General features: G+C 75.5%; 16 protein-coding genes and 2 pseudogenes. 5 read left to right on the top strand and 13 right to left on the bottom strand.

Translation table 11 applies throughout. The features are described 5' to 3' along the window. Nucleotides 1-34: 34 nt before the first annotated feature. From QSK52_RS10540 to QSK52_RS10500, 9 genes and pseudogenes are all read right to left on the bottom strand, one after another. Complete coding sequence (locus QSK52_RS10540) at nt 35-649, bottom strand: TetR/AcrR family transcriptional regulator (protein WP_285735686.1); 615 nt, start codon at nt 647-649, stop codon at nt 35-37. 60 nt (nt 650-709) lie between these two features. After that, nucleotides 710-2,308: an AMP-binding protein gene (locus tag QSK52_RS10535; protein WP_435053216.1), complete on the bottom strand. Its 1,599-nt coding sequence runs from the start codon at nt 2,306-2,308 to the stop codon at nt 710-712. Between the two features lie 195 nt (nt 2,309-2,503). Then, nucleotides 2,504-3,307 (bottom strand): inositol monophosphatase family protein, encoded by an 804-nt coding sequence (locus tag QSK52_RS10530; protein ID WP_285735684.1) that lies wholly within the window; start codon nt 3,305-3,307, stop codon nt 2,504-2,506. Between the two features lie 224 nt (nt 3,308-3,531). Beyond that, nucleotides 3,532-4,287, bottom strand: a complete 756-nt coding sequence (locus QSK52_RS10525) for a maleylpyruvate isomerase family mycothiol-dependent enzyme (protein ID WP_285735683.1) — start codon at nt 4,285-4,287, stop codon at nt 3,532-3,534. A gap of 69 nt (nt 4,288-4,356) precedes the next feature. After that, nucleotides 4,357-5,520: an acyl-CoA dehydrogenase family protein gene (locus QSK52_RS10520; protein WP_285735682.1), complete on the bottom strand. Its 1,164-nt coding sequence runs from the start codon at nt 5,518-5,520 to the stop codon at nt 4,357-4,359. A gap of 68 nt (nt 5,521-5,588) precedes the next feature. Further along, complete coding sequence (locus QSK52_RS10515) at nt 5,589-7,538, bottom strand: acetyl/propionyl/methylcrotonyl-CoA carboxylase subunit alpha (protein ID WP_285735681.1); 1,950 nt, start codon at nt 7,536-7,538, stop codon at nt 5,589-5,591. A gap of 35 nt (nt 7,539-7,573) precedes the next feature. Continuing rightward, entirely contained in the window at nt 7,574-9,172 is a 1,599-nt protein-coding gene (locus tag QSK52_RS10510) for an acyl-CoA carboxylase subunit beta (protein WP_285735680.1), read from the bottom strand. Further along, nucleotides 9,169-10,904 (bottom strand): annotated as a pseudogene (locus tag QSK52_RS10505) (acyclic terpene utilization AtuA family protein). The gene QSK52_RS10510 and the pseudogene QSK52_RS10505 overlap by 4 nt, the downstream one beginning before the upstream one ends. A 749-nt stretch (nt 10,905-11,653) precedes the next feature. Then, entirely contained in the window at nt 11,654-12,007 is a 354-nt protein-coding gene (locus QSK52_RS10500) for a VOC family protein (protein WP_285735679.1), read from the bottom strand. A 193-nt stretch (nt 12,008-12,200) separates the two neighbouring features. On the opposite strand from QSK52_RS10500, the pseudogene QSK52_RS10495 reads away from it, so the two are divergent. Next, nucleotides 12,201-12,542, top strand: a pseudogene (locus QSK52_RS10495) (transposase); the annotation flags it as partial. Nucleotides 12,543-12,612: 70 nt separating this feature from the next. Here the strand turns inward: QSK52_RS10495 and QSK52_RS10490 are convergent. Then, nucleotides 12,613-12,798: a hypothetical protein gene (locus tag QSK52_RS10490; protein ID WP_285735678.1), complete on the bottom strand. Its 186-nt coding sequence runs from the start codon at nt 12,796-12,798 to the stop codon at nt 12,613-12,615. Nucleotides 12,799-13,056: 258 nt separating this feature from the next. Here QSK52_RS10490 and QSK52_RS10485 point away from each other — a divergent pair, with 258 nt between their 5' ends. The 3 genes from QSK52_RS10485 (at nt 13,057) to QSK52_RS10475 (ending at nt 15,308) form a co-directional block, all read left to right on the top strand. Further along, the gene (locus QSK52_RS10485) at nt 13,057-13,968 is read left to right on the top strand and encodes an HAD family hydrolase (RefSeq protein ID WP_285735677.1); all 912 of its coding nucleotides are present in this window, start codon (nt 13,057-13,059) and stop codon (nt 13,966-13,968) included. A gap of 4 nt (nt 13,969-13,972) precedes the next feature. Beyond that, complete coding sequence (locus QSK52_RS10480) at nt 13,973-14,611, top strand: GNAT family N-acetyltransferase (protein ID WP_285735676.1); 639 nt, start codon at nt 13,973-13,975, stop codon at nt 14,609-14,611. A gap of 181 nt (nt 14,612-14,792) precedes the next feature. Further along, a complete protein-coding gene (locus tag QSK52_RS10475) occupies nt 14,793-15,308 on the top strand; it encodes a GNAT family N-acetyltransferase (RefSeq protein WP_285735675.1) in 516 nt (171 codons plus the stop codon). 33 nt (nt 15,309-15,341) lie between these two features. On the opposite strand, the gene QSK52_RS10470 is transcribed toward QSK52_RS10475, so the two are convergent. Continuing rightward, the gene (locus QSK52_RS10470) at nt 15,342-16,031 is read right to left on the bottom strand and encodes an HAD family hydrolase (protein ID WP_285735674.1); all 690 of its coding nucleotides are present in this window, start codon (nt 16,029-16,031) and stop codon (nt 15,342-15,344) included. 281 nt (nt 16,032-16,312) lie between these two features. Between QSK52_RS10470 and QSK52_RS10465 the strand changes: the two genes are divergently transcribed. Next, complete coding sequence (locus QSK52_RS10465; protein WP_285735673.1) at nt 16,313-16,660, top strand: hypothetical protein; 348 nt, start codon at nt 16,313-16,315, stop codon at nt 16,658-16,660. Nucleotides 16,661-16,673: 13 nt separating this feature from the next. On the opposite strand, the gene QSK52_RS10460 is transcribed toward QSK52_RS10465, so the two are convergent. Both QSK52_RS10460 and QSK52_RS10455 read right to left on the bottom strand, forming a co-directional pair. Beyond that, complete coding sequence (locus QSK52_RS10460; protein WP_285735672.1) at nt 16,674-16,868, bottom strand: hypothetical protein; 195 nt, start codon at nt 16,866-16,868, stop codon at nt 16,674-16,676. A 416-nt stretch (nt 16,869-17,284) separates the two neighbouring features. After that, nucleotides 17,285-18,355, bottom strand: a complete 1,071-nt coding sequence (locus tag QSK52_RS10455) for a phosphatase PAP2 family protein (protein ID WP_285735671.1) — start codon at nt 18,353-18,355, stop codon at nt 17,285-17,287. Nucleotides 18,356-18,456: the final 101 nt, after the last annotated feature.

Below are 18,456 nucleotides of genomic sequence, written 5' to 3'. Positions count from 1 at the left end.
CCAACTGCCGGTCACGGACCGTTCCGGGGCGGTGTCACCCGGCGAGCGCGGCGTCCAGCAGGCGCGACCACTGGCGGACGACGCCGGCCCGGCGCGGGCCGTCGTCGGTGAGCAGGTTGGCCAGGCCCAGGCCGCGGGCCAGGTCGAGGGTGGCCTGGACGGTCTCCCGGACGCCGGTGGCGGACTCGTCCGCGCCCAGGCACTCGACCGCGGCCCGGTGCGCCTCCCGGCCCACGTGGTTCTCCAGGCTGACGATGCGTTCGCGCAGCGGCTGCTCGGTGGCGGCGGCCACCCACAGGTGCAGCGCGGCGCGGAACAGCGGGCCGGTGTAGAGGTGGACGATCATCTCCACCACGGCCTCGGTGCGGGCCGGTCCGGGCGGCGGCAGCTGCTCGGACCGCGCCAGCACCGCGGCCAGGCGTTCGGCGGCGACGTGCTCGACGGCGGCGGTGAACAGGTCCTCGCGGGTGCGGAAGTGGTGCTGGGCGGCCCCGCGGGTGACGCCCGCCCGCTCGGCGACCACCAGCACCGTGGAGCCGTTCCAGCCGAGCTCGGCCAGGCACTCCACCGCCGCTTCCAGCAGCCGCCGGCGGGTGGCCCGGCTGCGGTCCTGCCGGGGCGTGCGGGCGGCGGGGAGGCTGGTCGTCATCGGCGGCTCCTGGTCGGCGCGTTCGGGCCCGGGCGGCGGGCGGGCCGCGTGCCACCGATCCTATGCACCGCCGTCCGGCCGCCGTTCCCGCTCCGCCGCCCGGGCCCGCAGTTCGCGGCGCAGGACCTTGCCGCTGGCGGACTTCGGCACCGCCTCCAGGAACTCCACCTCGCGGACCTTCTTGTACGGGGCGACCCGGCGGGCCACGTACTCGACCACCTCCTGCTCGGCCAGCTCGCAGCCGAACGCGGGCACCACGTACGCCTTGGGGTGCTCGGCGCCGTGGGCGTCGGGGACGCCGACGACGGCGGCGTCGACGATGCCCGGGTGGGTGAGCAGCAGGGCCTCCAGCTCGGCCGGGGCGACCTGGTGGCCCTTGTACTTGATCAGCTCCTTCACCCGGTCGACCACGAACAGCCAGCCCTCGGCGTCGACCCGGCCGACGTCGCCGGTGTGCAGCCAGCCCTCCGGGTCGACGGTCGCCGCGGTGTCGGACTCCTTGCCGAGGTAGCCCGCCATCAGCTGCGGGCCGCGCAGCAGCAGCTCGCCGTCCTCGCCGGGGCCGAGGTCGCGGTGCGGGGCGTCCAGCGAGCGGACCCGCAGTTCGGTGCCGGGGGCGAGGCGGCCGACGGTGCCGACCGGCGGGTGGGGCTCGCCGGGCGGGACGACGTGGGTGACCGGGGAGAGCTCGGTCATGCCGTAGCCCTGCAGCAGGTGCGGCAGGCCCAGGCGGCGGGCCGCGGCGGCGGCCAGCTCGGCGTCCAGCGGGGCGGCGGCGGAGAGCACGTAGCGCACGGAGGACAGGTCGAAGCGGTCGACCAGCGGGTGCTTGGCCAGCGCCAGGACGATCGGCGGGGCCACGTACACCGCCTCGATCCGGTGGCGCTGGATCGCCGACAGGAACTGCTCCAGGTCGAAGCGGGGCAGCACCACCACGGTGGAGCGGGCCCGCAGCGGGCGGTTGAGCAGGGCGGTGAGGCCGTAGATGTGGAAGAACGGCAGCACCGCCAGGACGCGTTCGCCCGGGGCCGGGCCGAGCAGGGCGTCGACCTGGACGAGGTTGGTGGACACCGAGCGGTGGGTCAGCATCACGCCCTTGGGCAGGCCGGTCGTCCCGCTGGAGTACGGCAGCACGGCCAGGTCGGCGGCCGGGTCGATCCGCGGCTCCGGCTCGGGGGCGGCGGTGGCGGCCAGGTCGGCGAGCGAGCGGTGGCCCGCGGCCGCGTCGCAGACGAAGATCTCGGCGACCGGGTGCTCGGCGGCCGCCTGCCGGGCGACGGGCAGCAGGTCGGCGGTGGTGACGATCCAGCGGGCGTCGCTGTCGCGCAGCTGGCCCGCCAGCTCGGACGGGGTGGCGAGCGAGCTCACCGGGGTGACGGTCGCCCCCGTGCGGGTCGTGCCGTAGAACGCCAGCGGGTAGGCGGTCGAGTTCGGGCTGAACAGCGCCACCACGTCGCCCCGGCCCACCCCCGCCTCGGCCAGCCCCGCGGCGAGGCGGCGGCTGCCCGCGTCCAGCTCCCGGTAGCTGGTGCTCCGGCCGGTCAGCCCGTCCACCAGCGCCGGGCGGTCGGCGTGCTCGCCGGTGGCGCAGCCGCCGAGGACGGCCTCGTGGACCGGCAGGTCGAGCGGGGCGACGGGCGGGTAGTCGCTGTGGAACACCATGCGGGCCTCCGGCGGCTCGGCGGTCGCGCCCGCGGGGTGCGGGCGCGGCTGCCAGCGTGCCGGGGGGCCGGGTCCGCCGCCAGGGCGCGTGACGGGCTTACGGGCGTACGGGCGGGCGGGGGGCGTGACGGGGCTGTGCGGCGGGGGCGGACGGGGCCCGGCGGGCGGGCGACGGGTGGGGGCGCGACGGGCCTACGCGGGTGCGGAGGGGCGCTCCTGGCGGGAGAGCAGGTCGAGCAGGCGGGCGTGGGTCTCCGGGTCGGCCGCGGCGATCAGGCCGCCCGCTCCGCCGTGCAGCGGCGCACCGCGCAGGTCGGTGACCGTGCAGCCCGCGGCCTCGCAGAGCGCGATGCCCGCCGCGAAGTGGACGCTGTCCGCCAGGTGCCCGTCCGTCACGTACGCGGCGCGGCGGCCGGCCGCGACCCAGGCCACCGCGAGGGTGGTGGAGACCACCCGGGGGCGGAAGTCCCGTTCGAAGTCGGGGTCGGTGAGCAGTCGCGCGACCCGCAGCGCCGGGGCGTTCGGGTAGGGCGGGTCCAGGTTGAGGTCGACCAGCCGGGAGCCGGCCGACGGGACGAGCGGGGTGTCGCGGCCGTCCCGGCGCAGGTGCGCGGTGGTGCCGTCGGTCCAGAACGTCTCGCCGGTGTACGGGTCGGCGGTGGCGGCGGCGGTCGTCCGGCCGTGCTCGCGCAGGGCGACGTTGACGGCCACCAGGTGGGTGCCCACCGCGAAGTTGAGCGTCCCGCACAGGGGGTCGACCAGCCACTTGCGGGGGGCTCCGCGGTCTCCGGCGGGGCCGCTCTCCTCGCCCGTGAACGCGTCGCCGGGGCGGGCCTGCCGCAGCAGGCCGAGGACGACCTGCTCCGCGGCGAGGTCGGCGGCGGTCGCGAAGTCGCCGCCGCCCTTGTCCTCGCGGGCGACGCGCTCCCAGGGGGTGCTGCGGACCACCTGCGCCCCCAGGTCGGCGGCCCGGCGGGCGAGGTCGGCGTCGTTCACGGGGATCACCTTTCGGCAGACGGGGGTGCGATCAGGGGCCCGGGGAACGGCGGGCTCGGGGCTGCTGGCGGTGCACTGCCGGTGCGTGCCGTTGGCTTCGGGTTCCGTTCAGACGGCCCGAAGCAGCACGGACCTTCGATGGGCTCCGGCCACCAGCAGCTCGGACTCGCCGTTCCCCGAGCCCCTGACGGGGCTCTCGTGACGGGGCTCTCGTGACGGGGCCCTCATGCCTCCGGTTCCCAGGCGTAGAGCTGGTGGAAGGGCTCGGGGTCGCCCTCGACGGGGAGGGCTTCGATGGGGGTGCGGCCGTGGAGGACGGCGAGGATCTCGGCGGCGGTGCCGCGGATGGTGGCGTCGGGGGACGTGGTGGGGGTGCGGGTGGCGTGGGCGCCGGACGGGGAGAGGGTGAGGTGCCAGGTGGGGCCGTCGGTGGCCTGGAAGGCGAGGGTGGCGGGGGTGTGGGGCCAGGCGACGGTGGTGGAGCAGCAGGTGTGGAGGAACTCGTCGACGCTCTCGCGGGCGACCTCGGCGGGGACGGCGGCGGGGGTGCCCGCGGCGAGCTGGGCGTCGTAGGTGTGGACGGCGGTCTCGTTGAGGCGGCGGCGGGCCGCGGCCAGGGCGTTCTGCGGGGACTGGGCGAGCTCCCACCACGTCCAGCAGGGGGCTTCGGGGCCGGCCTCGCGGAGGGCGTCGAGGAGCTGGTCGGTGGAGGCGGCGAACCAGGAGATCAGGGCCTCCCGCTCGGCGGGGGCGGGCTCGGTGGGACGGGGCGGGGGCGTCTCGGAGGCTCCGGCGGTGACGATCGCGGCCCAGAAGCGCTGGCCCTGGCCGAGGTGCTGGGCCAGCTCGTGCAGCGTCCACTCGGGGCAGGTCGGGACCTCGGCGTCCAGGGCGGGGGCGGTGGCGAGGGCCTCGCGGAAGGCCGCGGAGCGGTCGTCGAGCAGGCTCAGCAGGGCGGGGAAGTCATGATCACTGGACACGGTGGACTGTCTATCACCACCGTCCGGGCGGGTGGAAGCCGTTATTCGGTGCGGGCGGCCCGGTCACGGTCAGTAGGAGCGGGGCAGGCCCAGGGTGTGCTGGGCGACGTAGTTGAGGATCATCTCCCGGCTGACGGGGGCGACCCGGCCGACCCGGGTGGCGGTGATCAGTGCGGCGAGGCCGTACTCCTGGGTGAGTCCGTTGCCGCCGAGGGTCTGGACGGCCTGGTCGACGGCGCGGCAGGCGGCCTCCCCCGCCGCGTACTTGGCCATGTTCGCGGCCTCGCCCGCGGCCCGGTCCTGGCCCGCGTCGTACAGCTGGGCGGCCTTGCGGGTCATCAGGCGGGCGAGTTCGACCTCGATGGCGCACTGGGCGAGCGGGTGGGCGATGCCCTGGTGGGCGCCGATCGGGCGGTCCCAGACGGTGCGGGTGCGGGCGTAGGAGGCGGCGGTGGCGAGGGCGTGGCGGGCGATGCCGAGGGTGAAGGCGGCGGTCATGATGCGTTCGGGGTTGAGGCCCGCGAAGAGTTGCAGCAGGCCGGACTCCTGGTCGCCGACCAGGGCGTCGGCGGGGAGCCGGACCTCGTCCAGGAAGACCTGGAACTGCCGCTCGGGGGCGGTCAGTTCCATCGGGATGGGCCGGTACTCGAAGCCGGGGGTGTCGCGCGGGACGACGAACAGGGCGGGCCGGAGGCGGCCGGTGCGCGCGTCCTCGGTACGGGCGACGAAGAGGACGGCGTCGGCCTGGTCGATGCCGGAGACGAAGACCTTGCGGCCGCTGAGCAGCCAGTCGGCGCCGTCGCGGCGGGCGGTGGTGGAGATGCGGTGGGAGTTGGAGCCCGCGTCGGGTTCGGTGATGCCGAAGGCCATGACGGCGGTGCCGGCGGCGAGGGCGGGCAGCCAGCGCTGCTTCTGCGCCCCGGTGCCGAAGCGGGCGATGACGGTGCCGCAGATCGCCGGGGAGACGATCAGCATCAGCAGGGGGCAACCTGCCGCGCCCAACTCCTCCAGAACGACCGCGAGTTCGGTGATGCCCGCACCTCCGCCGCCGTACTCGGCAGGGAGGTTGACGCCGAGGTAGCCCGCCCCGGCGGCCTCGGACCAGAGTTCGCGCACGGGCTGGCCGGCCCGGGCCTTGCGCTGGAAGTAGTCGCGGCCGTAGCGGGCGGCGAGGGCCGCAACGACGGCGCGCAGGTCGTGCTGTTCCTGGGTGTCGATCAGCGGTGCGGGCACGGCGGGTCCTCCCGGGGACGGGTTCACGCGGGTCGGTTGCACGCAGGTCGGTTTCACGCGAGTCGGTTTCACACGGGGTCGGTGGTGGGGCGGACGACGGCGAGGACGGCTCCGGCCTCGACCTGGCCGCCGAGGGTGGCGGTCAGGTCGGTGAGGGTGCCGTCCGCGGGGGCGGTGATGCGGTGCTCCATCTTCATCGCCTCGATCCGCAGCAGCACCTGCCCGGCGGTGACCCGGTCGCCGGGCCGGGCGTCGATCCGGACGACGGTGCCGGGCATCGGGGCGAGCAGGGCGCCGGGGGCGAGCGGGGCGGTGGGGACGGGGTGGCGGTCGAGGGCGGTGAGGGCGTGGTGCTCGGTGGGGGCGTCGACGAAGACCCGGTCGCCGTACCGGGCGATCCGGTAGCGGCGGCGCAGCGGGCCGACCGCCAGTTCGACGGCGTCGGGTGCGCCGTGCAGGAGTTGGACGTCGGGGTGGTCGTCGGCGCGCAGTCCGTCGCGGGTGAGGCGGTAGCGGACGTCGAGTTCGGTGCCGTCGGCGGTGCGGTAGCGCTTGGTCTGCGGCTGGGAGGGGAGGTTGCGCCAGCCGGAGGGGAGGTGGCGCAGCGGGCCGCGGCGGTCGGCGGCGTCGGCGAGGGCGGCGGCCAGGGCGGCCAGCGGGGCGGACTTCCCGTCGGGGGCGGTGAGTTCGGCGTGGTGGTCGGCGAGCAGGGCGGTGTGGACGCGGCCGGACAGGAAGTCGGGGTGGCGCAGGGCGCGGACCAGCAGGTCGCGGTTGGTGGCGGGGCCGTGCAGGCGGGCCCGGGCGAGGGCGTCGGCGAGGCGGCGGGCGGCGGCGGCCCGGGTGGGGGCCCAGGCGACGGCTTTGGCGAGCAGCGGGTCGTAGTGGGCGGTGATCCGGTCGCCGGGGCCGGCTCCGGCGTCCAGACGCAGTCCGGCGGGGGTCGGGAGGGTGGCGAACTCGACGTCGGCGCCGGGCAGTTCGAGGTGGTGGAGGTCTCCGGTGGCGGGCTGCCAGCCGCGGGCCGGGTCCTCGGCGTACAGCCGGGCCTCGATCGCGCAGCCGCGGGTGGGGGGTGGGTCGGCGGGGAGCTTCTCGCCTTCGGCGACGGCGAGTTGGAGGGCGACCAGGTCGAGTCCGGTGACGCACTCGGTGACCGGGTGCTCGACCTGGAGGCGGGTGTTCATCTCCAGGAAGGCGAGGCGTCCGTCGGGGGCGAGCAGGAACTCGGCGGTGCCCGCGCCCCGGTAGCCGACGGCGCGGGCGGCGGCGGTGGCGGCCGCGTGCAGGCGCTCCCGCAGTTCGGGGGCCAGGCCGGGGGCGGGGGCCTCCTCGATCACCTTCTGGTGGCGGCGCTGGAGCGAGCAGTCGCGGTCACCGACGGCCCACACGGTGCCGTGGGCGTCGGCGAGCAGTTGCACCTCCAGGTGGCGGCCGGTGGGCAGGTACGGTTCGCAGAACACCTCGTCGTCGCCGAACGCGGCGGCGGCCTCGGCGCGGGCGGCGGCCAGGGCGTCCGGGAGTTCGGCGAGGGTGCGCACCACCCGCATGCCGCGTCCGCCGCCGCCCGCCGCGGCCTTGACCAGCAGCGGCAGGTCGGTGGCGGCGGGTTCGGGCCCGACGGTGAGGACGGGGACGCCCGCGGCGGCCATCAGGCGCTTGGCGGCGGTCTTGGAGCCCATCGCGGCGATGGCGGCGGGCGGCGGGCCGATCCAGCACAGCCCGGCGTCGAGCACGGCCTGCGCGAACTCGGCGCTCTCGGACAGGAACCCGTACCCGGGGTGGACGGCGTCGGCCCCGGCGTCGAGGGCGGCGCGGACCAGCAGGTCGGCGCGCAGGTAGGTGTCGGCGGGGGCGGTGCCGGGCAGCCGGACGGCGCTGTCGGCCTCCCGGACGTGCCGGGCGTCGGCGTCCGGGTCGGCGTACACGGCGACGGTGGCGATGCCGAGGGTGCGGCAGGTGCGCAGGATCCGGCGGGCGATCTCGCCCCGGTTGGCCACCAGCAGTGAGCTGATCACTCGTCAGTTTCCTTCCTGGCCAAGGCTGTTGGTGGTCACATCCGGAAGACGCCGTAACCGCGGGCGCCCTCGACCGGGGCGCTGTGGATCGCGGACAGGCACAGGCCGAGGACGGTGCGGGTGTCGCGCGGGTCGATCACCCCGTCGTCGTGGAGGCGGCCGGAGAGGAACACCGGCAGCGACTCGGCCTCGATCTGCTGCTCGACGGCGGCCCGGATCGCGGCGTCGGCCTCCTCGTCGTACGGCTGCCCCTTGGCGGCGGCGGACTGGCGGGCCACCAGTGAGAGCACACCCGCGAGTTGCTGCGGGCCCATCACGGCGGACCTGGCGCTCGGCCAGGCGAACAGGAAGCGCGGGTCGTAGGCGCGGCCGCACATGCCGTAGTGCCCCGCCCCGTACGAGGCGCCCATCAGGACGGACAGGTGCGGGACGGTGCTGTTCGCCACCGCGTTGATCATCATCGCGCCGTGCTTGATGATGCCGCCCTGCTCGTACTCCCGGCCGACCATGTAGCCGGTGGTGTTGTGCAGGAAGAGCAGCGGACGGTCCCGCTGGTTGGCGAGCTGGATGAACTGGGCGGCCTTCTGCGACTCCTGGCTGAACAGCACGCCCCGGGCGTTGGCCAGGACCCCGACCGGGTGGCCGTGCAGGGTGGCCCAGCCGGTGGCCAGGGCGGTGCCGTAACGGGGCTTGAACTCGTCGAAGTCGGAGCCGTCGACGATCCGGGCGATCACCTCGCGCGGGTCGAACGGCGTCCTGAGGTCACCGGGGACGATGCCGAGCAACTCCTCCTCCGGGTACTCCGGCGGCCGGTACGAACTGCTGGGCGCCGGGCCCGACTTGCGCCAGTGCAGGCGGTGGACGACCCGGCGGGCCAGCCGCAGCGCGTCGGGTTCGTCGAGGGCGAGGTGGTCGGCGAGGCCGGAGGTGCGGGCGTGCATCTCGGCGCCGCCGAGCGACTCGTCGTCGGACTCCTCGCCGGTGGCCACCTTGACCAGCGGCGGGCCGCCGAGGAACACCTTGGCCCGTTCCTTCACCATGATCACGTGGTCGGACAGGCCCGGCACGTACGCGCCGCCCGCCGTGGAGTTGCCGAACACCACGGCCACGGTGGGGATCCCGGCCGCCGACAGCCTGGTCAGGTCGCGGAACAGGGCGCCGCCCGGGACGAACACCTCCTTCTGGCTGGGCAGGTCGGCACCGCCGGACTCGACCAGGTTGATCAGCGGGAGCCGGTTGCGCAGCGCGATCTCGTTGGCCCGCAGGGCCTTGCGCAGCGTCCACGGGTTGGACGAACCGCCGCGCACGGTGGGGTCGTTGGCGGTGATCACGCACTCGGTGCCCGCCACCGCGCCGATGCCGGTGACCAGCCCCGCCCCGACCTGGTAGGGGCTGCCCCAGGCGGCGAGCGGCGAGAGTTCGAGGAACGGCGCGTCCGGGTCGAGCAGCAGCTCGATCCGCTCGCGGGCCGCGAGCTTTCCCCGACCGCGGTGCCGTTCGAGGTACGCGGGGCCGCCACCGGCCAGTGCCTTGGCGTGCTCGGCGTCCAGTTCGGCGAGCTTGGCCAGCATCGCGGCGCGGTGGGCCGCGTACTCGGCCCCGGCCGGGTCGAGCCGGGTGGGCAGGACGGTCACTGCGGGGCCTCCGGGGCGTGCGGCAGCGGGGGTGGGGTGTGCGGCGGAGGGGGCGGGGTGAACGGAAGGAGGGTTTCCGGGACGTCGAGGTGGCGGGAGCGCAGCCACTCCCCCAGCGCCTTGGCCTGCGGGTCGAAGCGGTGCTGGGCGGCGACGCCTTCGCCGAGCAGGCCGTGGAGGGTGAAGTTGACCGCCCGGAGGTTCGGCAGCAGGTGCCGCTCGATGGTCAACTCACTTGTCTCCGGCAGGAGTTCGCGGAGCTTGCCGATGGTGAGGGTGTGCACCAGCCAGGGCCAGCCGGCCGCGGTCCGGGCCCAGACGCCGAGGTTGGCGTCGCCGCCCTTGTCGCCGCTGCGGGCCCCGGCGACCAGGCCGAGCGGGGCGCGGCGGGTCGGCCCGGGGGCGGGCGGCGGGGCAACGACGGTGCGGGGAGGGCTGGTTGGCGGGTGGTGACGGTCGGCGCCGGGGGGACGGGGATGCGGGTGCCGTCGGGCAGGTGAGCGGTGTGGTCGACCGCCCGGCGGTCCACCTCCCTCGTCTCGAACACGCCGTAGGGGCTGGGCCGGGCGGGTGGGGCGGTGAGGTGGAAGCCCGGGTAGCCGGACAGGCCGAGTTCGACGGCGGCGGCGGTGAGGGCGCGGCCGACCCGGTGCTCGTCCGGGTCGCGGGCGGTGAGCCGGAGCAGGGTGCTGGCGCGCTCCTCGGTGTCGGCGTCCGGGTGGTGGGTGCGGGTCTCGGTCCAGCGCAGTTCGGCGGGCGGGCCGGTGGGCGGAGCAGTGCTCGGGTCGGCGGCCAGGGCGCGGGTCAACTGGCGTCGCACCAGGGCGGACTTGGCCTCGGTGTCCAGCCCGGTGAGGACGAACACCAGCTCGTTGCGGTAGCCGCCGAGCCGGTTCAGTCCGACCCTGAGGGTGGCGGGCGGCGCCTCGCCGCGCACCCCGTCGATCCGGACCCGGTCGCGGCCCTGCGCGGTGAGCGTCACGGTGTCCAACCGGGCCGTGACGTCCGGCCCGAGGTAGCGCGGCCCGCCCGTCTCGTACAGGAGTTGGGCGGTGACGGTCTCCACCGTCACCGCGCCGCCGGTGCCGGGGTGCTTGGTGATCACGCTGCTGCCGTCGGCGTGCAGTTCGGCGATCGGGAAGCCCGGGTGGTCGACGTCGTGCTCGGTGAAGAAGGCGTAGTTCCCGCCGGTGGCCTGCGCCCCGCACTCCAGGACGTGCCCGGCCACCACCGCCCCGGCCAGGGCGTCCAGGTCCTCGGGGGTCCAGCCGTGGTGCGCGATGCCGGGACCGACCACCAGGGCCGCGTCCGTCACCCGGCCGGTCACCACCACGTCCGCCCCGGCCCGTAGGCACTCGGCGATGCCGAAGGCCCCCAGGTAGGCGTTCGCGGCCAGCAGCGGACGCCGCCGGTCCTCCCCCGTCCAGCCGAACTCCTCGGCCCTGGGCAGGAGTTCGTCGCCCGTGACGTGACCGATCCGGGGCCGCAGGCCCTGGCGCCCGGCGAGTTCGCCGAGGGCCGCGGCCAACCGCCCGGGGTTCAGGCCGCCCGCGTTCACCACGATCCGCACCCCGCGGTCGAGCGCCTCGGCGAGACACTCCTCGGCCTGCCGCAGGAATGTCCGCGCGTACCCCAGCGACGGGTCGCGCAACCGGTCCCGGGCCAGGATCAGCATCGTCAACTCGGCCAGGTAGTCGCCGGTCAGCACGTCCAGCGGCCCGCCCGCCAGCATCTCGCGGAACGCCCCGAACCTGTCCCCGTAGAACCCCGAGGCATTGCCGATCCGCAGCACGGTTCTCCTCCCCAACTCCGCTGCGCCCGAACGCCGTTCACGGCTGCGGCCGGGCCGGTGGGTGTCCGGTCGCGACCGAGCGTGGCAGCAAGCCGGGGACAAAGCAAGCACGCGTGCTTGTTTTTAGTCGGGGGGAGGGACGCGGGGAGGGGGAGGACGCGGGTGCGGCCGGGGCGGGAGCGGCGCGCAGCAGCGCGGGCCGCGGGGACTCCGGCCGGGCGGGGCCGGGGAGTCGAGGGTGGCGCGCGGGTGCGGAACCGCCCGGCCAGGACGCGGCGCGGGCCGGGGCGGGAGTGGCGCCGGGCAGCAGCCGCTGGGGGGCGACCACCGGTTCCGCGAACCGCTGCGGCCCGCGTGCGGCGGCCCGGTCCGCGTTCACGCGCGGATCACGGGCTCCGGCGTCCTCCGCGCAGGAGCCGCACTGCGGGCCGCGACGCCGGGCGCGTCCTCCGTGCGGACCCCGCGGACGCTCGTCCCCCCGAGGCCGATCATTCGTAACCGGGAACGTCGACGGCCGAGGGACGACGCCCGCCCCGACGCGTCCCGGCGGGGCGGCGCGGGCGGACCACCGGCCGGTGCGCCCGCTGCGGACCGGTCCGGAACGTGCACGCGACGGCGCGATCACCTCACGGCGACCACGCCTCGCCCCGGCGTCCGGCACCTCCGGCCGAGCGGCGGCCCGGACCGGCTCAGCCCTTGCGCTCGCCCAGGACGCAGAACTCGTTGCCCTCCGGGTCGAGGAGGGTCACCCAGTGCTGCTCGTCCTGCACGGGGTCGGCGCGCCGGGCACCCAGGGAGATCAGCCGGGCGACCTCGGCCTGCTGGTCATCGGGGCGGAAGTCCGGGTGGAGCCGGTTCTTCGACGTCTTGCCCTCGGGCACGCCCACGAACAGCAGCCCCGGCAGCCGGTCCGGCTCGGGGCGGATCTCGACGATCTCCTCGTCCTCGTCGACCACCACCCAGCCGAGGGCCTCCGCCCACCAGTGCCCGAGGGCGATGGGGTCGGCGGAGTCGACCATGATCTGTTCCCATTCAAGTGCCATGGGTGTGAGCATAAACGAGGCCGACCAGCCGCCTGAGCTGGGGTTACTTCCGTCCGCCGTCGATCGGACGCCGCCGTTCCAGGCGTCCGGGACCTCCGGGGGGAGGCGGTCGGAGCCTTCACGGCGGGCCGGGACGGGTGGCCGAACGGGGTACTGCCCATGTCCGTCCGGGAGTCGGCTCGTTGGGCCTGGCGTGGGGAAGAGAGCGCCGTGGTTGGTGTCGGACGAGCTGTGGGGCCGGATCGAGCCGCTGCTGCCGGTGCGGCGGCAGGGCCTGGGCCGCCCGTCCGCGAACGACCGCGGCTGCCTGCAGGGCATCCTGTTCGTGCTGCACACCGGGATCCAGTGGGAGTGGCTGCCGCAGGAGTTGGGCTACGGCTCGGGCATGACGTGCTGGCGTCGGCTGCGGGACTGGCAGGAGGCCGGGGCCTGGGACCGGCTGCAGCGGGTGCTGCTGGACGAGCTCTACCGCGCGGGCGAGTTGGACTGGTCGCGGACCGCGGTCGACGACTCGCGCCAGCGGACCCGCCGGGGCGGTGGATGACGCTCCCCCGCGGGCGGGCTCACGCGAGCTGGTTCACGAGGGCTGATGCACAGGAGCTGGTTCACGGGGGCGGCAGGTGGCTCGGGGGGGGGGGGAGGTCGCCGGGCCCGGGGAGCGGGAGGCGCCCGTCCGGCAGGTCCTGGACGGCCTCGAGGTAGTGCTCCCGGGCGGGGTCCAGCCGGAGGCCCGGGACCGGGGCCTCGATCTCCGGCAGGACCTCGGGCGGGACGCGGCGGACGTCGGACATCCAGACGTCGTCGCCCCGTCGAAGTGCTCGCGGATCCGGAGGACGACCTCCCGGCCCGGGGCCGCGACCACGACCCGGTCGCGTTCGCCGGGCCGACGCGCCAACTCCCGGGCGACGTTCGCCCCGTCGTGGAACGGGTGGGACTGCTCGCCCACGGTGGGCCCCCTCGGGGTGGATCGGCCCGGCCTGTCCTCGACCGTCTCCCGCACCCTCCGTCCGTCTGGTGCGGGGATGCGGCGCCGCGGGATGATCTCCCGCATGACGGACGTGATCTTCTTCGACCTGGACGGCACCCTGGTCGACCACCGCGGTGCGGTCTTCGCCGCGATCGGCCGGATCGTCCGGGAGTCCCCGAACGCGACGGCTGCGCCGGAGGAGTTGGCGGCGGCGTGGTGGGCCCTGGAGGCACGGCACATGCGGGAGTACCTGGACGGCGCGTGCTCGTTCGCCGAGCACCACCGGCGGCGGGTCGCGTCCTTCCTGCCGCTGCTGGGCGAACCCGTCCCCGCGGGCCCGGCGGGGCTGGACGCCTGGACCGCCGAACGCTACCTCCCCGCGTTCGCGGACGCCTGGCGGTGCTACCCCGACGTACGGCCCGCCCTCGAAGCCCTCGGGAGGCTCCCGCACCCGCCGCGACTCGCCGTCCTCACCAACGGCGACCCCGGGCAGCAGCGCGCCAAGCTGGCCCGCTTCGGGCTGCTGGAGCACTTCGAGGCCGTCCTGACCCCGACCGAACTCGGCAGCGCCAAACCCGCCGCGTACGCCGCCGCCTGCCACGCGCTGCGCACCGTCCCCGAACGGGCCGCCAACGTCGGCGACATGCTCTCCGGCGACGTCACCGCGGCCACCGCCGCCGGGCTCACCGGCATCTGGCTGGACCGCGGCGTCGACTTCGTCACCGGCGAACCGACCACGAGCACCGGCGCGGGAACGGGAGCGGACGCGGTGGTGCTGCGGATCGAAGAGCTCACCGCGCTCGCCGAACTCGCTTCCCCGGGAGGCCCGTTGGCGCGGAAGCGACCTCGAACGGACGCCAACCGCCCACCGGCAGGCGGCCCGGACACCGGAGCGGCCGTGCCACACGCACCGCACCGGCCGAGAAGGCCTTCTGAACACCCAGGAGGGTCCGGGGCGCACGACGGTCAGGCTGTGCGTTTCGATCACGTTTAGGGGGGTGCTCGTGCTGGACAGGGAGTTGATGCTGGGGTGGGTCGCGGGACTGGCCAAGGCGCGGCGGGATGTCGGACCGGTGGAACACCCGTGGGGGCTGCGGGTGGAGACGCCGCGTCAGCGGGAGCGGGCGCGGCACGTGCTGCTCGACCCGCGCGAGGAGCTGGTGCGGGCGGCGGCGGAGGCGGCGCAGCGCGTGCCGTACACCTGGATCAAGGCGTTCGTGGACCCGCGGGCCGCGTCGGCCTGGGTCGGGGAGGGCTGGGAGATCGGCGGGCCCGAGATCATGATGACCGCGCCGCTGCACCCGGCCGAGGTCCGGGTGCCGGCCGGGTACGAGCTGGGCACCGATGTGGTGGACGGGGTCGTCCACGTCCGCGTGCGGACCGGGGCCGGGGAGTACGCTGCCGACGGCTGGACCGCCGTCGTGGGCGGGGTGGCCGTGGTCGACCGGGTGGCGACGGACGAGGGGCACCGGCGACGGGGGCTGGGCAGCCTGGTGATGCGGGTGCTCGGCAATGCCGCGCTGGAGCAGGGTGCTGTGACTGCCGTGCTCGGGGCGACGGTCGAGGGCCGGGCGCTGTACGAGTCGCTGGGCTGGAGCGCGCACGGGAATCTGACCGGGCTGGTCTACAAGGGGTGAACCACCGCCCCGAGGACGATCCCGAGCCGGCGGCACGCCTGATCCGGGACGGGGTTCGACTCCGGGTCGGTCCGGGCAGCGCACGGGCGAGGGAGCCGAACCCGCCCCCGCAGGGCGGCCGTCGTCGCGCCATCAGGCGCGGCGGAGCGGGCCGGTCGCGGGGCCGGGTAGGGTCGGGGGCGTGGTCGAACTGACGTTGTTGCGCGCTGATCACGCGGAGGCGGTGCTGGCCTTCGAGGTGGCCAACCGTGCGTACTTCGCGGCTTCGGTCCCCGACCGCGGGGACGCGTTCTTCGCCCGGTACGCGGAGCGTTTCCGGGCGCTGCTGGCCGAGCAGGAGGCCGGTGACTGTGCGTTCCACCTGTTGCTCGCCGAGGACGGGGCGGTGCTCGGCCGGTTCAACCTGGTCGACATCGGGGGCGGTGGCGCGGTGCTCGGCTACCGGGTCGCGCAGCACGTCGCCGGGCGCGGGGTGGCGACCTCGGCCGTGCGGGAGGTGTGTCGCCTGGCCGCGGTGCGGTACGGGCTGGGGCACCTGCGGGCGGCGGCCGCGGAGGAGAACGTCGCGTCCCGGCGGGTCCTGCTCAAGGCCGGTTTCGTCCCCGTCGGCCCTGCCGACCCGAAGGATCTCAGCGGTCGGCAGGGCACCTGGTACCGGTGCGGGTTGGACGCGGTGGCGGGCGGCGGTCCGCGCTGACCTCCGGGGCGCCGGGCGGCCGGCGCGGACGGTTCAGAACAGGTCGAGCAGGTCCGTCAGGGAGGTGACGGTGGGCAGGTCGGCGGCGGGTGCGTCGCCCCGGCGGAGGTGGCGGGCGGCGTAGCCGAGGTCGAGGGCGGCGGCGACCAGCTCCGGGTCGTCGTCGACGAACAGGCACCGGGCCGGGGGGAGGCCCAGGGCGGTGCTGGCGTGCCGGTACATCCGCGGGTCGGGCTTGTTGCAGCCGAGGACCGCGGAGATCGCGTACGCCTCGAAGAACCCGTCGAGGCCCAGGCCCGCGTGGAGGTCGGGCAGGTTGGGCCAGGCGTCCGAGACCACGGCCATCCGGACGCCGCGCCGGGCGAGCTCGGTGAGGGTGTCCACCACCTCGGGGTAGGTCTCCAGGACCTTGGCGGGCGGGACTTCGCGGCGCAGGTCGGCGAGGAGTTCCGGGGTCGGCTCCACGTCGAGGACGCGGAGCAGCAGCCGGTGGTAGTCGTCGGGCGCGGGGGTGGTCGAGGAACCGTCGAGGAAGCGGTCGCCCTCGGCGACGGCGGCCGCGAAGCGTTCCGGCGGGATCGCGGGGTGGTGGGCGAGGACGGTCTCCTCGAAGTCCGCCCGCGGGTTCCAGCGGCCGCCGATCGGTCGCATCAGCACGCCGCCGGAGTCGAGGAGGACGGCGCGCAGGTCTTCCCCGGCCCGGGGCGCAGGTCGTGTCGTCATCCGACCGATTCTGGCCGCCGGACGCCGCGCGGGTCGACCCCCCGGGGCGCTCCGTCACGAACCGGGGCTTCCGGGACGGGTACGGCGGTCCGGGGCGCCCGGTCCGGTTGCGGCTCGCCGTCGGCGGGTGGTCGGCGCTCCCCCGGCGGGCCCGAGGACCGGACCGGCCGTCAATCGCCACGCGCGGTGCGGGCGTTGCGGTGCCGGGGCGGGTGGACGGCGGCCACCCCGGTGGGTGCGGTGTCGGTGAGGTGCGGCATGCTCCACGCATGCTTCACGCGATGACCGAGCGCGGACTGTCGATGCGCGACCCCGGACCGGCCGCTCTGAGCCGGTTGGTGGCGAACATGCAGCGCGGCGATTCCCACCTGGTCCTGGAGCGGTTCGGCGCGGACGAACCGGAGGGCGACTGGTACGTGCAGGTGCGCCTGCAGGAGAACGGCGTCTACCAGGTGGAGTACTGCGACGGCGTCCCCACCGAGCGGTACCGGACGCTGACGGTCTCCCTCGCCAAGGTGGTGGACGCGCTGGTCGGCTGGGCGGCCGGGCGGACGGCGTGGCGGTCGGAGTTCGACTGGACCTGCGTGGGCCACCGGGGCGCGGAGGAGGGGGCCGGTACGGGCGGCTGAGTCCGGCGGGGTCTCAGAGCATCCAGAGGCCGAAGCCCGCGACCAGGATGCCGGAGGCGATCAGCAGCGGGCCGAGCAGGTGGTCGCGGGGCCGGTCGGTGCCGGGGCGGATCCGGATCGTGGAGGCCAGGCCGAGGCCGGAGAGCAGCACGCCCAGCGGGGTCAGGACCGCCCACAGGGCGGGTGCGGCGAGGTGGCCGTAGATCATCGGGCCGTCGGCCGGCCGGCGGATCGGGGACGCGCGCCGGGCGCTGACGGGACGTGGGGTGCAGCCATGATGCGGGTCCTCCTGCTGGGTTCCGCACGACGCTACCGGGGGGCGCAACAAGACTCCGCCACGGATTGGCAAAGCCTTCACCGCACCCGTCCGACCGGCCCGGAACCACGCCCTCCGCGGGCCCGCCGGATTCACCCGGGCGGCCCACCAGCACGAACGCGGGGGCGGCCCGATTCCCAGCGAAAGTCCAGGGAGTTCCCAGGCTGCACACAGCACCCTCCGGCGGGGCCCTCCGCGGGCCCGCGGAGGGCCGCCGGGCGGCGCGGCCCCCGGTACGGCGAGGGCCCCGGCCCGGCACCACCTTGCCGGGCCGGGGCCGGGGCCCGCGGGGCGGGACGCCTCCGCGGTCAGACGACCGGGACGGTCGGCTCGGCCACCCCGGTCGCCCCGGTCGCCCCGGTCGCCCCGGTCGCCCCGGCGGCAGGGACGGGGGCGGGAACGGCGGCGCCACCCTTCGCGGCCCCGCCCTTCGCGGTCCGGGCCGCCGCACGGCGGGCGACGAAGCGGTTGACCAGGCCGACCATCACCCAGGCGTAGGCCCAGCCGACCAGGATGTCGATGATGAAGTGCTCGGCGCCGTAGACCAGGGTGAAGGCCATCGCCAGGGGGTACGCGGCGAGCAGGACGCGCAGCGCGCGACCGGCCTTGGGCCAGAACACCAGGGCGATCATCATCGGGTAGGCGGCGTGCAGCGAGGGCATCGCGGCGACGTCGTTGGCGAACTTGCTGCCGTTCTCGAAGATGGTGCCGGCCCGGTGGAGGCCGCTGTTGTCGAGGACGGTGGCGACGATCCGGTTGACGGCCGGCAGGTGGTGCTCCAGCGCGGCCAGCCACGGCGGGTCGGCGGGGTAGAGCACGTAGGTGACGAAGCCGATCGCGGTGATCGCCAGGTAGCAGCCGAGGAAGTGCCGGAACCGGGCGTGGTTGCGCTTCCACAGCACGGCGAGGATCACGAACACCGCGAAGAAGTGCGACATGTAGACGGTGACGGCGGCGTAGTCGTACCACTGCGGCTGCCCGGGGTGGTACAGCCAGTGCTGCAGGCGGACGGTCCAGGTCTCGCCGAAGCCGAGCACCTCGTCGAAGGCGATCTGCGGCGCGTAGTGCGGGCGCCAGGGCGTGTGCGCGCCGTAGCCGCGGAGCAGGGAGTACACCCAGACCACGGCCATCACCGGGACCCAGTCCCGCAGGACGTGCAGCCAGCCCCGGCGGCCCCCGCTGTGCACGGACGCCGCGACCAGCGCGGAGATCAGCCAGAGGAAGACCACGTCGTTGGCGTAGGGCAGGCCGTAGACCGCGAGGTACCACCAGAACGCGATGGCGAACACCGGCCAGGCCAGGTGTCGGAGTCTGAGGCGGGACAGCAGGTGGAGCGCCAGGGAGCGTGACCGGGCTGCCAGGTGGGACGAGTCGATCATGCGTCACGAAGCTAGCAAGTGCGGCTTGGAGATTCCTCGTGCCGCGCACCGGGGTTCCCAGCGAGTTCCCAGGCGACACACGGACGGGTGGCGGCGACGGC

It is taken from the genome of Kitasatospora phosalacinea, from assembly GCF_030268885.1.
In the GTDB taxonomy this organism is placed as follows: domain Bacteria; phylum Actinomycetota; class Actinomycetes; order Streptomycetales; family Streptomycetaceae; genus Kitasatospora; species Kitasatospora phosalacinea_C.
Note: the sequence above shows the minus strand (reverse complement) of the source record. Positions and strands in the feature narration are given on the sequence as shown.